The 13,204-nt window shown below is 60.1% G+C and carries 13 protein-coding genes; 6 read left to right on the top strand and 7 right to left on the bottom strand.

Annotated features, from left to right (window positions below):
- Positions 1–200: 200 nt before the first annotated feature.
- Positions 201–1,628 (top strand): MFS transporter, encoded by a 1,428-nt coding sequence (locus ACT3UQ_RS02235; protein WP_013349788.1) that lies wholly within the window; start codon positions 201–203, stop codon positions 1,626–1,628.
- An 82-nt stretch (positions 1,629–1,710) separates the two neighbouring features.
- Here ACT3UQ_RS02235 and ACT3UQ_RS02230 read toward each other — a convergent pair whose 3' ends face one another.
- A complete protein-coding gene (locus ACT3UQ_RS02230) occupies positions 1,711–3,150 on the bottom strand; it encodes an amino acid permease (protein ID WP_105568717.1) in 1,440 nt (479 codons plus the stop codon).
- Between the two features lie 176 nt (positions 3,151–3,326).
- Between ACT3UQ_RS02230 and ACT3UQ_RS02225 the strand changes: the two genes are divergently transcribed.
- The 3 genes from ACT3UQ_RS02225 to ACT3UQ_RS02215 all read left to right on the top strand — a co-directional run bounded on the left by ACT3UQ_RS02225 (position 3,327) and on the right by ACT3UQ_RS02215 (position 6,414).
- Entirely contained in the window at positions 3,327–4,298 is a 972-nt protein-coding gene (locus ACT3UQ_RS02225) for a 1,4-dihydroxy-2-naphthoyl-CoA synthase (protein WP_181148211.1), read from the top strand.
- Positions 4,299–4,326: 28 nt separating this feature from the next.
- Positions 4,327–5,454 (top strand): AMP-binding protein, encoded by a 1,128-nt coding sequence (locus ACT3UQ_RS02220; RefSeq protein ID WP_105553217.1) that lies wholly within the window; start codon positions 4,327–4,329, stop codon positions 5,452–5,454.
- 75 nt (positions 5,455–5,529) lie between these two features.
- Complete coding sequence (locus ACT3UQ_RS02215; RefSeq protein ID WP_105553218.1) at positions 5,530–6,414, top strand: 1,4-dihydroxy-2-naphthoate polyprenyltransferase; 885 nt, start codon at positions 5,530–5,532, stop codon at positions 6,412–6,414.
- Between the two features lie 41 nt (positions 6,415–6,455).
- Here ACT3UQ_RS02215 and ACT3UQ_RS02210 read toward each other — a convergent pair whose 3' ends face one another.
- Positions 6,456–6,737 carry a DUF4229 domain-containing protein gene (locus ACT3UQ_RS02210; RefSeq protein WP_096283418.1) on the bottom strand — a complete coding sequence of 94 codons (282 nt, stop codon included), beginning with the start codon at positions 6,735–6,737 and terminating at the stop codon, positions 6,456–6,458.
- A gap of 53 nt (positions 6,738–6,790) precedes the next feature.
- Between ACT3UQ_RS02210 and ACT3UQ_RS02205 the strand changes: the two genes are divergently transcribed.
- On the top strand, positions 6,791–7,186 hold the full coding sequence (locus ACT3UQ_RS02205; RefSeq protein WP_105553219.1) for a PLDc N-terminal domain-containing protein: 396 nt from the start codon (positions 6,791–6,793) through the stop codon (positions 7,184–7,186).
- Between the two features lie 283 nt (positions 7,187–7,469).
- Here the strand turns inward: ACT3UQ_RS02205 and ccsB are convergent, their stop codons facing one another.
- Genes ccsB through ACT3UQ_RS02180 form a run of 5 tightly spaced genes read right to left on the bottom strand, consistent with a single transcriptional unit; the run spans position 7,470 to position 12,219 of the window.
- Positions 7,470–8,540 carry a c-type cytochrome biogenesis protein CcsB gene (gene ccsB / locus ACT3UQ_RS02200; RefSeq protein ID WP_096283414.1) on the bottom strand — a complete coding sequence of 357 codons (1,071 nt, stop codon included), beginning with the start codon at positions 8,538–8,540 and terminating at the stop codon, positions 7,470–7,472.
- Positions 8,533–10,161, bottom strand: a complete 1,629-nt coding sequence (gene resB, locus ACT3UQ_RS02195; protein WP_096283412.1) for a cytochrome c biogenesis protein ResB — start codon at positions 10,159–10,161, stop codon at positions 8,533–8,535. Before resB ends, ccsB begins: the two co-directional genes overlap by 8 nt.
- Complete coding sequence (locus ACT3UQ_RS02190) at positions 10,161–10,931, bottom strand: cytochrome c biogenesis CcdA family protein (protein ID WP_444636427.1); 771 nt, start codon at positions 10,929–10,931, stop codon at positions 10,161–10,163. Before ACT3UQ_RS02190 ends, resB begins: the two co-directional genes overlap by 1 nt.
- Positions 10,928–11,551: a TlpA family protein disulfide reductase gene (locus ACT3UQ_RS02185; RefSeq protein ID WP_096283410.1), complete on the bottom strand. Its 624-nt coding sequence runs from the start codon at positions 11,549–11,551 to the stop codon at positions 10,928–10,930. The genes ACT3UQ_RS02190 and ACT3UQ_RS02185 overlap by 4 nt, the downstream gene beginning before the upstream one ends.
- A gap of 5 nt (positions 11,552–11,556) precedes the next feature.
- Positions 11,557–12,219, bottom strand: coding sequence for a histidine phosphatase family protein (locus tag ACT3UQ_RS02180; protein WP_105650050.1), 663 nt, complete (start codon positions 12,217–12,219; stop codon positions 11,557–11,559).
- A gap of 183 nt (positions 12,220–12,402) precedes the next feature.
- On the opposite strand from ACT3UQ_RS02180, the gene ACT3UQ_RS02175 reads away from it, so the two are divergent.
- Positions 12,403–13,146: a DUF4199 domain-containing protein gene (locus ACT3UQ_RS02175; protein WP_105650051.1), complete on the top strand. Its 744-nt coding sequence runs from the start codon at positions 12,403–12,405 to the stop codon at positions 13,144–13,146.
- Positions 13,147–13,204 lie beyond the last annotated feature (58 nt).

The following is a 13,204-nucleotide window of genomic DNA, read 5'->3' as shown; positions in this document are numbered from 1 at the left end:
GCTGTTCTAATTGCCTTTTATCCCACGCGGCGTCCAATCGATTCCATGTCAGCGGTTGATATTAGAAATTGATTCGAATACCCTCTGGTACTTAACGGACTCTGGAAAAATCCCAGATCGTGGACCGCGGCCAAGGCGATGAATTACTTCCTGGCCTTTGGACGATCGGTCGACGGAAAGCTGAAAACGACGGAGCAGCGATGCAACCGGAAAATAGCCAGCCAAACGACAACACGAATACCCATAATTTCACTCCAGACCTTGACCATGACATTGGTCCGGACATGAACACCCAAGAAGGCCGGCAAGAAGTACGCAAGGCCACCGCCGCTTCGGCCATGGGTAATATGACAGAATGGTTCGACTACGGTGTCTACGCCGTAGCCGTCACCTATATCACCGCCCACTTCTTCCCCACCGAGGGCGGCACCTTCATGGCTCTGGCCACCTTCGCCCTCTCCTTCCTGGTCCGCCCGATTGGCGGCCTGGTCTGGGGCCCACTGGGCGACAAGCTGGGACGCAAGAAGATTTTGGCGTTGACCATTATCTTGATGTCCCTGGCCACCTTCCTCATCGGCGTACTGCCGACCTTTGAAACCATTGGCATCGCCGCACCAATTCTGCTGGTGCTGCTGCGCATGGTCCAGGGCTTCTCCACCGGCGGCGAATACGGCGGTGCGGCCACGTTCATGGCAGAATATGCGCCGGACCGCAAGCGCGGATTCTTCGGCTCATTCTTGGAATTCGGCACCTTGGGCGGTTTCGCCTTGGGTACGGCCGTGATGCTTGGCCTGCAAGTGATGCTCAGCGAAGAAGCCATGATGGCTTATGGCTGGCGTATTCCATTCTTCCTCGCATTGCCAATGGGCCTGATCGGCCTGTACCTGCGTAGCAAGCTGGAGGACACCCCTGTCTTCCAGGAGATCGAAGCAGCCGGCGAAGCCCAGCAGGGCGGTTCGCTCAAGGAACTGGTAATGACCTACTGGCGCCCGATGCTGACCATGACCGGTCTGGTCATCGCACTGAACGTCGTGAACTACACGCTGCTCAGCTACATGCCTACCTATCTGGAAACCCAGCTGGGATTGGATCCCAACGCTTCGCTGGCCACCATCTTGATTGGTGAGGTAGCGATGATGGCGGTCATTCCATTTGCCGGCTCGCTCTCTGACCGGGTCGGGCGAAAACCAATGTGGTACGCCTCGGTGATCGGCTTGTTCGTGCTGGCGCTGCCAATGTTCTGGCTGATGGGCCAGTCCTTCGCCTTGGCCATTGTCGGCTTCGCAGTACTGGGCCTGCTCTATATTCCACAGCTAGCCACGATTACCGCAACCTTCCCGGCCATGTTCCCTTCCCATGTGCGTTTCGCAGGCTTTGCCATCACCTACAACATCGCTACGGCGATCTTCGGTGGCACCGCAGCCATGGTCAACGAGGCAGCGATCAATGCCACCGGCTTCCTGCTCTTCCCAGCCATCTACATGATGGCAGCATGTGTCATTGGTGCGATCGCCATCAAGTTCATGCCGGAAACCGCAGGTGCTTCGCTGCGCGGCACCGAGATCCCCGATGCATTGGACACCGGCATCCTCGCTGCAGTGAAGCAGGATGAAACCCGAACCTCCTAAGCACTCGAACACAACAGCCAAGGGGCGCATCTGCATTATGCAGATGCGCCCCTTGGCTGTTTCAGGCGAGTTGGTTCCCCGCTTAGAAATTGGTGCTCGATTTGGCATGCTTGCGGGCGAAACGCCAGCCGATCCACAGCACCACGGCAAACAGCGGAATCGTGGCGATGGTGTAGAGCCCTACCGGGAAGACCTCACCATTTTCTCCGGTCAGGGTATCGAAGGAAATCAGCACGGTGATGATCAGCAAGCTGACCAGGCCAACCCAACCAGTAACCGGAGAGCCTGGCATGGGCAGTGACGACACCGCGCCCTTCTTGCGGCGCAGCATCAGCTGGCAGCCGAAGATCGAAGCCCAGGTGAACAGCACGCCGATGGAGGCGGTGTTCAACGCAAGGTCGAAGGCGAAGGATTCGCCAAGCCAGATGTTCAAGATGACCCCGGCCAGGTAAACCACGCCCACGAAAATGATGCCGGCGGAAGGAACAAAATGCTTGTTCATTTTCGACAGCCACTGCGGAGCATGCCCGTTCCCGCTCATGGTGCGCAGAATGCGTCCAATGGAGTACAACCCGGAATTGCATGAAGACAGCGCGGCGGTGATGACCACCAAGTTCATCGCACTGCCAACCCAGCCCAGCCCCATCTTCTCGAAGACAGTCACAAACGGGCTCACCCCGGATTCGTATTCATGCCAGGGCAGCACCATGGCCAACAGCGAAACACTGCCTACGTAGAAGACCAGGATGCGGACTACTACGGCGCGGATCGCAGAGGGAACTTCCTTTTCTGGGTTCTCCATCTCACCGGCGGCAATACCCACCAGTTCAATGGCGTTGTAGGCGAAGATCACCGAGTTCAGCACCAGGATGCTGACAAAGAAGCCGCGAGGGAACAAGCCACCTTGGCCATTCTCGTCTCCGATAAAGAGATTGGAAACCGATGCTGTGTGCTCCCCTACCTGCGCATTGGTCACCACCATGTAGATGCCCACCGCCAGGAACAAGATAATCGCGGTGACCTTGATGCACGCTGCCCAGAATTCAAATTCGGCAAAGGCCTTGGCGCTGAACAGGTTAATTGCCACCAGCAGCAGCAACGCGCAGAACGCCGAAACGGTGACCGGGATATTCGGGAAGAAGTATTGGAAGTACAAGCCAATCGCTATCAGCTCCGCAACGCCGGTCATGATCCAATTCAGCACGTACATCCAGCCGGAAACGAAAGCGCCCTTGGGACCGAAGAGCTCAGCCGCGTAGGAGACAAAGGATCCGGAGGTCTGCCGATACATGATCAGCTCTCCCAACGCCCGCATCAGCAGGTAGGCCAGCGCACCGGCTACCAGATAGGACAGCACCAGGGCCGGACCGGTGGATGCCAACCGGCCACCGGAGCCCATGAACAATCCCACACCAATGGCTCCGCCAATGGCGATCATCTGGACGTGGCGACGGCTCAGGGATTTCTTATAACCCTCTGCGCTGATTTCTGCATCTTCCCGGTGATGCACTCCAGATGGCATAGATCAACTCCTGACTCACTGGTCCAGAGGCTGAACCGGTACAAAAATCGTGAAATGAATCCCGTGATCCAAAAGGCGGGCTGAAGCGTGGCGGCGGAAATATCGCGCCCATTTGCGTCTTAAGCCGTGAAAAGTCTACGCCTGCTTTCTTAGAGTTCGGCACGAAACCGACTAGCATGCATAGGGTGAGTAGCCTGAATAATTCCGTTTTGCCCAAGAAGGTCTCTGATGTCTTCGATCCACAGCGCTGGCGCTTGGTTGAAGGCTTCGACTTCACCGACATTACCTACCATCGCCAGGTGGAGCGTGACGCCCAGGGAAACATCGTGCGAGACCTGCCTACCGTGCGCATCGCTTTCGACCGCCCAGAGGTGCGCAATGCCTTCCGCCCGCACACCGTAGATGAGCTCTACCGGGCCATGGACCATGCACGGATGACCAGCGATGTCGCTACCGTGATCTTGACCGGCAACGGTCCATCGGAAAAAGACGGCGGACATGCCTTCTGCTCCGGTGGGGACCAGCGCATTCGCGGCCGCGACGGCTACCGCTATGCCGAGGGCGAGACCCGCGAGTCCATCGACCCGGCCCGTGCCGGACGCCTGCACATCTTGGAAGTCCAACGCCTGATGCGCACCATGCCCAAGGTGGTGCTGTGCGTGGTCAACGGCTGGGCCGCCGGCGGCGGGCATTCGCTGCACGTGGTCTCAGACCTGACCATCGCCTCGAAGCAGAACGGCAAGTTCAAGCAGACCGACGCAACCGTCGGCTCCTTCGACGCCGGCTACGGTTCAGCCTTGCTGGCCCGCCAGGTAGGGCAGAAGACCGCTCGCGAGATCTTCTTCCTGGCCCGCGAATACTCGGCCGACGACATGGTCCGCATGGGTGCGGTCAACGAATCGGTGGAGCACGCCCGCCTCGAGGAGGTCGCATTGGAGTATGCGGCAGATATTGCCCGCCAGTCGCCACAGGCCATCCGCATGCTGAAGTTCGCCTTCAACCTGGCCGATGACGGCTTGGCCGGGCAGCAGGTCTTCGCCGGTGAAGCCACCCGCATGGCCTACATGACCGATGAAGCAGTGGAAGGACGCGACGCGTTCTTGGGCAAGCGCGACCCTGACTGGTCCAACTACCCTTACTACTTCTAAATCGTCGGTGAAGGAACGAGAACCGGATATGGACGCACAACTAGCAGAACTGCTGGCAGCCTTGGCCGACGCGGCCAACGACGAGGGCCCGGCCGTTGAGGTATTGGCCGATGAGTCCAGCCCCCGCGGCTGGCGCATCCAGTACCTTGCGGCCTCGGACCTGCCGGGCTTCGAGCAGCCCATGGCAGTGGTGCGCACCTCCGGTTCCACCGGCCGGGCCAAGCGCACGGTGCTCAGCGTCTCGGCGCTGGCATCCAGTGCGCAGGCCACGGCCGAGTTCCTCGGCTTTGAAGGCCAGTGGCTGCTGGCCTTGCCGGTGCACTATGTCGCCGGCTTGAGCGTGCTGACCCGTTCCCTGTTCGCTGGCACCAAGCCGGTGGTGATGGACACGACCGGCAGCTTCTCTGCGCAGAAGTTCACCGACGCGGCCGAGGAAATGGTCGATGCCCGCCGCCTGACTTCCCTGGTCCCCACCCAGTTGGCCCGCCTGCTGGACAATCCGGAGCCACGGACCATTGCGGCGCTGAAGCGTTTCGACGCCATCTTGCTCGGCGGCGCACGGGCCAGCAAGGACCTGCTGCAAAGCTCGCGGCATCTGGGCCTGAAGATCTTCCAAACCTATGGCGCTGCGGAAACTTCGGGCGGTCTGGTCTACAACGGAACCGCCCTGCCGGGGGTGAAACTTGCCGAACGCCAGGGACGCATCCTGGTCTCCGGGCCGATGCTCGCCGACGGCTACGCAAATAATCCCGAAGCCACCGCCGAACACTTCGTCATCGACGAAGGCACGCGCTGGTACCTCACCGATGATCTGGGCAGCGTCGACGGCAACCGGCTGAATATCGCCGGGCGTATCGACGATGTGATTAATACCGGTGGCGTAAAACTGTCGGCCGGGAAAATTGAGGGCCTGCTCGAAGAGTTCTTCAAGCAGTGCCTGGTGCTGCCGGTACCCGACGCGCAATGGGGCCAAAGCGTAGGTTTAGCCTATTCAGGTCCGACAAATACGCAGGATGCCTTCGAAGCCGTGCGTCAAACTATTGGATCCGCGGCCGTTCCCAAACGGGTCCGCCACTACCCTTCCGGGCTTCCATTGCTGCCCAACGGGAAGTTCGATCGACGCCGAATCCTCGACGAGTTGCGCGCCGGCGGCTGATCCGATTCGCCTTGCCCGAAGTTTCGCGGGAAACTAAGGGGTCCGAGTTTTTGATCTCGCCGAAAGGAACGAGAAGTGGCAACGCTTTCCCAGTGGGTCGCCGGCGCACGCCTGCGCACCCTGCCCATCGTCATCGCCCCGGTAGTTATCGGCACCGCGGCCGCAGTGGGCGAAACCGGCCAATTTTTATGGTTCCGCTTTGTCCTTGCCCTGCTTGTGGGGCTCCTGCTCCAGGTCGGCGTGAATTACTCAAATGACTACTCCGACGGAATCCGCGGAACCGACGACGAACGGGTCGGCCCGCTGCGCTTGACCGGCTCCAAACTAGCGAAGCCGAAGCACGTGAGAAACGCGGCCTTCGGATGCTTCGGGTTGGCGGCGATTCTCGGATTGCTGCTCGTGATTCTTTCCGCTTCGTGGCCACTGCTCTTGGTGGGCGTCGCGGCGATCTTTGCCGCCTGGGGTTACACCGGCGGCAAGAACCCTTACGGATACCGCGGTTGGGGAGATCTCTACGTCTTCATTTTCTTCGGCCTGGTGGCCACGCTGGGCACCACGTACACGCAGATTGGTCAGCTCACGCTGGCTTCGCTGCTCGGTGCGATCGGCACCGGCCTGATCGGTTGCGCGCTGCTGATGGCAAATAACGTCCGCGACATTCCCACGGACCGCGAAGTTGGCAAGATTACCTTGGCGGTGCGACTGGGCGAACAGTCGGCCCGGTTGAGCTACGTGCTGATGTTGAGCGCCGCCATTGTCTTGCCGCTGCTGCTCACGGGGTCAAACGGTTGGATGTGGCTCATCTTGCTCAGCTTCATCCCGGCCGCCGCTCCAAGCTGGCTGATGCTGCGCGAAGAATCGCTGCCTAAGCTGGTGCTGGTGCTCAAGCAGACGGGCCTGGTGAACGTGGTCTACGCCGCGCTTTTCAGCTTGGCCATCATGCTGCACGCCTGGCTCTAAGGCAGAAGCCTTCCAAAGTGAACAACTTTGGAAGGCTTCGCTTATTTGTTTTCCGGTCGCTGCGATTCGTCGAAGGAATCCTCGATGGCTTCTTCGGCCAGCTGGGATTCGGTCTTCGATGCGCTGGTTTTGGCAAAGGCGTTGCGCGCGTCCTCGTTTGCTGCCAAACGTAGTTTGTTGAAGAACAAATAGGACACGGCAAAGGCGACTATCAGGGCAATCAGGCCCGAGGTGAAGATCGGCCAGGCCATTAGCTTCCACATTGCCAAGAAGACAACGCAGAACAGACCCAACCGAAGCACCGAATATTTCACAAACTGCATACGTTAAAGTCTACCGATGAACCTGTGAGCCAGAAAGTCATTAGACTAGAGGCATGGTCCGCATCATTATTTTTGCCGCACTCATTTCGGTGGCGCTCATGATCTACACATTGATCGAGTGTGCACGCACCGAGCGACATCGGGTGCGCTCCCTGCCCAAAACGGCATGGTTAGTCATCATCATCCTCCTGCCCCTGCTGGGGCCGGGATTGTGGTTTGTTTTAGGTCGTCCGGCCGCGGGGGCAAGCAAGTCCCCGGACAAGCAGAATGCTCCCGACGACGACGAGGATTTCCTCCGCCAGCTGGAAATCTGGCGGCGCCAGCAGCAGCGCGAAACCGAGCTCAAAGCACGTGAGGAAGAACTCAAACGAAAAGAGCGCGAAGCGAAGAAGAAACCTAACAAGGGTAATTCTTCGGACGATTCAGATACTCCGTCCAAGGACAGCTAATTTTCAGCGAAGCGAACTGCAGGGCCCGGCTTATGCCGGTCCCTGCAGTTCTTACTACGCAACGTTTTCGCTGCGGTGCTAGCCCGTTGCTGATTCCAAGCCCGGAAGGCCGCTAAGCTGCCGCTGGCGGCTGTTGGGCGGCGGCCTAGCCGCGGTGGACTTCAACTTCCGGATCGGCTGGTCACGGCAAGGAGCTTTCCGGGCATGGAAAAGCCCCGAGGGCTGGACCTTTGAGTGGTCCGTCCCTCGGGGCTGCCCCGGCAACCGGGGTCCCGGGTGTGGGCTAGACTCCGGCGTAGGAGTGCAGGCCGTCGAAGAACATATTCACGATGGTGAAGTTGAAGATCACGCAGCCGTAGCCGATGATCGACAGCCAGGCCGAACGGGGCCCGGTCCAGCCACCGGTGGCACGTGCGTGCAGGTAGCCGGCGTAGACCACCCAGATCACGAAGGACCAGACTTCCTTCGGGTCCCAGCCCCAGTAGCGTCCCCAGGCCGCTTCGGCCCAGATCGCGCCGGCCATCACGGTGAAGGTCCACATGACAAACGAAATGGTATTGATCCGGTAGGCGAAGTTCTCCAGCGCGCCCGCTCCGGGAACCAAGCGCATGAATGGCAGCTTGTCCGGCTGGCCGGCGGCCAGCTTGCTCATCCGCGAGTGCTGGATCAGCTGCAGCACGTTCATGGCGAAGCTGATGGAGAACAGCGCCGCGGCGAATACCGCGATGGACACATGGATGACAATCCACGGGCTCTGCAAGGCGGGTACCAGGTGGCCCAACGGAGTGGGGAAGCCCAGGGTCGCGCCGCACAGCATCAGGGTCACCAGGCCGATGATGAAGCTGCCCATGAACCGCAGGTCCTTGAAGAACAAAACCACCAGGTACACCACGGTGACCACCAGCGCGCCGGTGGACAAGAACTCATACATGTTGCCCCACGGCACGCGGTGCGCCGCGACGCCGCGGGCGACGACCGCGAAGCCATGCATCGCCACGCCAAGCCAGGTCAGCACCACCGCGATGCGTGCGATATTGCGCGTCGAGGAGTGCTCGGTGTAGTTCATCTTGTCGTTGACGATGTCTTCGCCAACGTTGTCGGCGCGCGCCGGCTGCGCACCGCGCTTCGGGCGTTTCGGCTGCGCCACCGCGGTCGTTCCGGCACCAACGAGCATCTCGGAGTCGCGTTTTAATGCGGCCGCATCAATTTCGCTGATGCTCTTATTGCTCTTGGCCAGGTCCAGCGCGAAGAAAATGAAGGCAACCATGTAGACGAATGCCGAAAGCAACATGAACAGCTGGCTGTAGTTGCCCAGCGTTTCGTTGATTGGCGCGAGGTTTGAGCCGTTAGGCATTTACTTCTCCTTGGTCCTGCTTCTGGCTGGCCACTGGCCACTTGCTGTCAAAGATATTGTGCAACTCTGCGGATTCACGTTCAAGGCGCGGATCCTCGCCGCGGGCCAGCAGCGCGTATTCAATGCTGCGCTGCCCGTCCTCGTTCTTCAGCTTCACCCAGACGCGTCGGCGCGGAGTGAAGAGCGAGACCGCCAGCCCCGCGAGGGACAAGAAGGCGAAGATGAGGATCGGCGTTTTGCTCGGATCGTAATTCACATCCACGGCGATGAAGCGCTTCAGGTCGTCGAAGGCGATGCTCCCCTTGCCATCGGGCAGGTCATAGGTCTGCCCGGCTTCGAGCACTATGCCGCCGGAGTCGAGATTGCGTGAATTCACCTCGGTGAGGTTCTCGGTGTCCAGCACATACACGTTCTGCGGCACGCCGTCGTCGAGGCCCAGGTTTCCGGCGAAGGAGTTCAGGTGAAGCTGCGGGTTGATCGCGTTGGGATCCCCGGAGATGCCAAAGCCGGTTTCATCGACCAAGGCGGTGGGCAGCAAGAAGCCCTGGAAACCCAGCTGTTCTGGTTTCGCGTCCGGTGCCTTGATGACCATCAGGGAGGTGTACACCGAGTCCTGCGGCACCGAAACCACCGGGCCGGAGAAGGACACATCCCCGTTGCCGTCACGGACCGTCACCACCGGCGCGTAGCCGTTGCCGACCAAGTACACGTCGGCGCCGTTGATGCGCAGCGGGTGGTTGACCTTCAGCTCTTCTTTCACCGGTTCGGCATCGGCAGAACGCCGGGTCTCCACATGCGCGGTGAAATCCAGGGGCTGGCCGAAGTGCGTCTTCGATTCGCGGTCGAAGACGATGTCGAATTTGTCCAGCTTCACCGAATAGGCGGTGAGATTCTCCGGGTTGAAGCTGGTGCCCGGGGTGAAGGAATCATAGGAAACCAGCGAGTTCACGAAGGTCTCCCCCTCCACGATGACGCGCTGCCCGGCGTAGCCGAAGGCTCCGCCGATGGCCACCGAAACGAGCACACCGATCAGCGAGATGTGGAAGGTCAGATTGCCGATTTCCCGGGTGTAGCCGCGTTCGGCCGCTACCGAACGACCGGTTGCATCGGAGCGACGCTCAACACGGTAACCGCGCTTGCGCAGCACCTTGTAGGCATCATCGATGACTTCATCATCGCTAGGAGTATCCGCTTCATCTTCAACCAGCGAAAGTGAGGTGTACTGCGGCAACCGATCGAGTCGGGCGGGAGTGCGTGGCGGCGGGGTGCGCAGTGCCTGCGCGTGCTTCTTCACCCGGGGAATGATGCAACCCACCAGCGAAACGAAGAGCAGAATATAAATCGCGGAGAACCATGCGGAGGAATACACATCGAAGAGCTGGAACCGGTCAAGCCAGGGGCCGGTTGCCGGGTTCTGCTCGAGATACTCATTGACCGTCTCGGGGTTCATCGACCGCTGCGGGAAGATCGATCCCGGAACCGCAGCGACCGCGAGCAGCAGCAGCAAGAACAGGGCGGTTGGCATCGAGGTCAGTTGCGTCCAGATCCACCGCAGCGAACCAAGGAAACCCAGGGCAGGTGCGTCGCCTCGGTCTTTGCCGGTTCGTTTATTTTTCGCCATTAGATCGGCAACCTCACTTCATTGGCAAACCAGTTTTGTAATTCAGCGACCCAGGTTCCCCAGAGCCCGGAGATCATGACCAGTCCGAGCAGGATCAGCATTCCCCCACCCAGACGCATAATCAGCAGCTGATGCTTGCGGAAGAATGCCAGCGCCTGCATGCCGCGCTGCAATCCGAGGGCGATCAGGATGAACGGAAAACCCAATCCAAGGCAATAGAGCACCGTCAACAGCGTTCCGCGGGCAACGTTCGCATCGGTGCCAGTGGACATGATCAGCACCGCGCTGAGCGTAGGCCCGATGCACGGGGCCCAGCCCAAACCGAAGGTCAGCCCCAGCACCGGCGCTCCCCAGAGCCCTGCCGGTGGTTTCCGATGAATTTTTCGGTCCCGTTGCATCCAGGAAATTCCGCCCATGAAGACGATGCCCATAAGCACCACGACCAGGCCCAAGGCCTGGGTTACCCAGGCGCCGTTGAACTTCAGCCACGCGGTGGCCTGGCTGAACAGCACGCCGGCCGCGATAAAGACTACCGAGAATCCGAGGACAAACAGCAGCACGCCCAGCAGGACCCGACCGCGGCGGTGCTCGCGCAGATCGGCGCCGGTCAGCCCGGTGACATAACCGAGATATCCCGGGACCAAGGGCAGAACGCACGGTGAGAGGAAGGAAACCAGTCCCGCAAGCATGGCCACCGGGGCGGCCAGCAGCAGCGACCCGTCGAGCGCAATGTCGGCGAAGGGATTCGAAGAGATCAACGGGAGGCTCACAACTCTTCGGTGAGCGCGGTGTCGATCAGGGACTTCAACGTCCCCTTTTCGATAGCACCTATGACGCGGGCGCGAACCCGTCCCTCGCGGTCCAGAACCAGCGTGGAGGGAACCGCCTGCAGTGGTACGTATTTGGTCATCGCCAATTGGATCTGGCCATCGGTGTCTTGCACGGATTCATAAGGGATTTCGAAGCTGCGCTCGAAGGCCAGCGAGGCTTCGGCCTCATCGCGGACGTTGACTCCGATGAATGGAACGTCCTCGCCAAAGTCCTCGGAGAGTTCTTTCAGGTGCGGTGCCTCGATTCGGCACGGTGCGCACGCGGCGTACCAGAAGTTCAGCACCACCGGCTTACCGCGCAGGGCCGCCAGATCGATGGGCGTGCCCTGATAGGTCTCGGAGGTCAGTTCGATTGGCTCGCTGCGCTTCGCGGGCAGATATTCCTGCACCGCGCCGTCGCCGGCGATGTAGTTTTTGTTGTCTCCGGAGCGCGCCTGCTTGGCTAGCGGATCCTCGGTGACCGAGCATGCGGCCAGCGGCACAGCCGCCGCGGCAACCAGCATCGAACGCAGCATGGTGCGACGATTCAGGAAGCGAGGATTCTGCGAGGATTCATTCATTTGGCTTAGGCTCCAGGGATGTTCGCCGCGCCCGCCAGCAGGTCTGGGCTCGGTTCGGTGTAATTCACGGAGCGAAGTTCGTCTCCGTCAAACTCAAAACTCGTTATTGAGCTCAGCGTGCATTCGCGCTGGCGTGGGTCATGCCAGAGCGGCTTGCCTTCACCGGCGCGCCGGGTCACCCAAATAGGCAACTGGTGGCTGACGATAATGATCTCGGCGCCGTCGCCGTGTTCGGCCACCGCCGCCTGGCGCTGGGCGTCCATGGCCTGTCGCATGCGAGCGACCTGCGCGGCGTACGGTTCGCCCCATGAGGGTTTCAGCGGATTGCGCAGCAGCGGCCAGTACCGCGGATTCTTCAGGTGGGACTTGATCTGTGCCAGACCTTCAAAGCTGTTGCCTGCCTCGATCACCCGGTCATCGGTGATGATGGGCAGGCCCAGAGCCTGGGCCGCAGGTTGCGCGGTCTGCTGCGCTCGAAGCAGCGGGGAGGCAACCAGACGGACCACCCGGGCGCCTTCGGCCTGACGCTTGGCGAAGTACTCTCCGGCTCGATCCGCCATCTGGAAACCCAGCTCGGAAAGGCCATACCCCGGGATCCGGCCATACAAAACGCGGTTCGGGTTGAAAACTTCCCCATGGCGCAACAAATGAACGGTTGAAACTGGCATGGTTACAGTCTCTCAAACAATCAACCTAAAAGATGAAAATTGTGGCCACGATCAAGTATTCACAGCCTCTGCATGGGATTCCCATATCAAAAAACCATCCTTTCGGAGGGGCACATCACAAACGCCACGGACTAGGCTAGTAGTTAGAGTTACTCACCGTTTAGCAGCAATCAAAGGACGATCATGAGCACCAACGATCCGAACCAGCCAGGCCAGCCATATGACCCGTTAGCCGGGTCCGGGAGTTCGAACCCGAACCCCTACGGCGAAAATCCCTACGGTGGGCAGCCGACCCCCTACGGTCAGCCGGCAGCGCAGCAGCTTCCGCAATTCCAGCAGCAAGGTGGCTACGCTCCGGTCCAGCCGCCTGCCGAGCGTCCCAAGACCTTGCAGATGGCGTTTATTTTCATCATGCTTGCCGGGGTGCTCAGCGCCGCAGCCAGCTGGCTGATCAACAGCACCAACCTCTTCGGCAATATGGTGCGTTCGCAGTGGACGATGTTCGAAGATCAGATGCGCATGCAGATGGAGTCTTCCAACGACGCCGCGATGAATGCAGAGATCGAACGCATGATAGAAAACCCCGACACTTTCCTGTCGCAGATCACTTCCACCATGACCACCTTCACCGTGGTGGGCATGTTCATCACGCTCATCGCCTACTTCTTGGTCGGCTTCTTCGTCGGTCGAGGGGTCCGCGCGATGCGGATCATCGCCACGATCCTGGCGGCCATCTCCGTCGTTGGCATGCTGATCAGCCTGCCGATGTTCAGCATGTACGCCAACGCGGCTGATGCCACGATGATCAATGTGGTTTATGCTCTTGGATTCATTGCTGGCGTCGTCGGCGTGGTCTTCGCCTGGTTGCCGGCTTCCTCGCAGTACATCGCCCAGCGCAGCCAGGCGCGCCGGGCTGGCTACCGCTAAACCGTTTCGGGTCCTCAGACCCAGCGCTGAAATTGGCGTAGGCCGTGGCTCATTTGAG

The organism is Glutamicibacter sp. AOP12-B1-11 (assembly GCF_052379245.1).
Taxonomy (GTDB): Bacteria; Actinomycetota; Actinomycetes; order Actinomycetales; family Micrococcaceae; genus Glutamicibacter.
The sequence above is the reverse complement of the archived record's forward strand: the minus strand, read 5'-3'. Positions and strand labels throughout refer to the sequence as shown.

What these genes read in the sequence shown, in the direction of transcription:
- ACT3UQ_RS02235 (WP_013349788.1), top strand. Translation starts at nt 201, where the DNA reads ATGCAACCGGAAAATAGCCAGCCAAACGACAACACGAATACCCATAAT.
- ACT3UQ_RS02230 (WP_105568717.1), bottom strand. Translation starts at nt 3,150, where the DNA reads ATGCCATCTGGAGTGCATCACCGGGAAGATGCAGAAATCAGCGCAGAG.
- ACT3UQ_RS02225 (WP_181148211.1), top strand. Translation starts at nt 3,327, where the DNA reads ATGCATAGGGTGAGTAGCCTGAATAATTCCGTTTTGCCCAAGAAGGTC.
- ACT3UQ_RS02220 (WP_105553217.1), top strand. Translation starts at nt 4,327, where the DNA reads ATGGACGCACAACTAGCAGAACTGCTGGCAGCCTTGGCCGACGCGGCC.
- ACT3UQ_RS02210 (WP_096283418.1), bottom strand. Translation starts at nt 6,737, where the DNA reads ATGCAGTTTGTGAAATATTCGGTGCTTCGGTTGGGTCTGTTCTGCGTT.
- ACT3UQ_RS02205 (WP_105553219.1), top strand. Translation starts at nt 6,791, where the DNA reads ATGGTCCGCATCATTATTTTTGCCGCACTCATTTCGGTGGCGCTCATG.
- ccsB (WP_096283414.1), bottom strand. Translation starts at nt 8,540, where the DNA reads ATGCCTAACGGCTCAAACCTCGCGCCAATCAACGAAACGCTGGGCAAC.
- resB (WP_096283412.1), bottom strand. Translation starts at nt 10,161, where the DNA reads ATGGCGAAAAATAAACGAACCGGCAAAGACCGAGGCGACGCACCTGCC.
- ACT3UQ_RS02185 (WP_096283410.1), bottom strand. Translation starts at nt 11,551, where the DNA reads ATGAATGAATCCTCGCAGAATCCTCGCTTCCTGAATCGTCGCACCATG.
- ACT3UQ_RS02180 (WP_105650050.1), bottom strand. Translation starts at nt 12,219, where the DNA reads ATGCCAGTTTCAACCGTTCATTTGTTGCGCCATGGGGAAGTTTTCAAC.
- ACT3UQ_RS02175 (WP_105650051.1), top strand. Translation starts at nt 12,403, where the DNA reads ATGAGCACCAACGATCCGAACCAGCCAGGCCAGCCATATGACCCGTTA.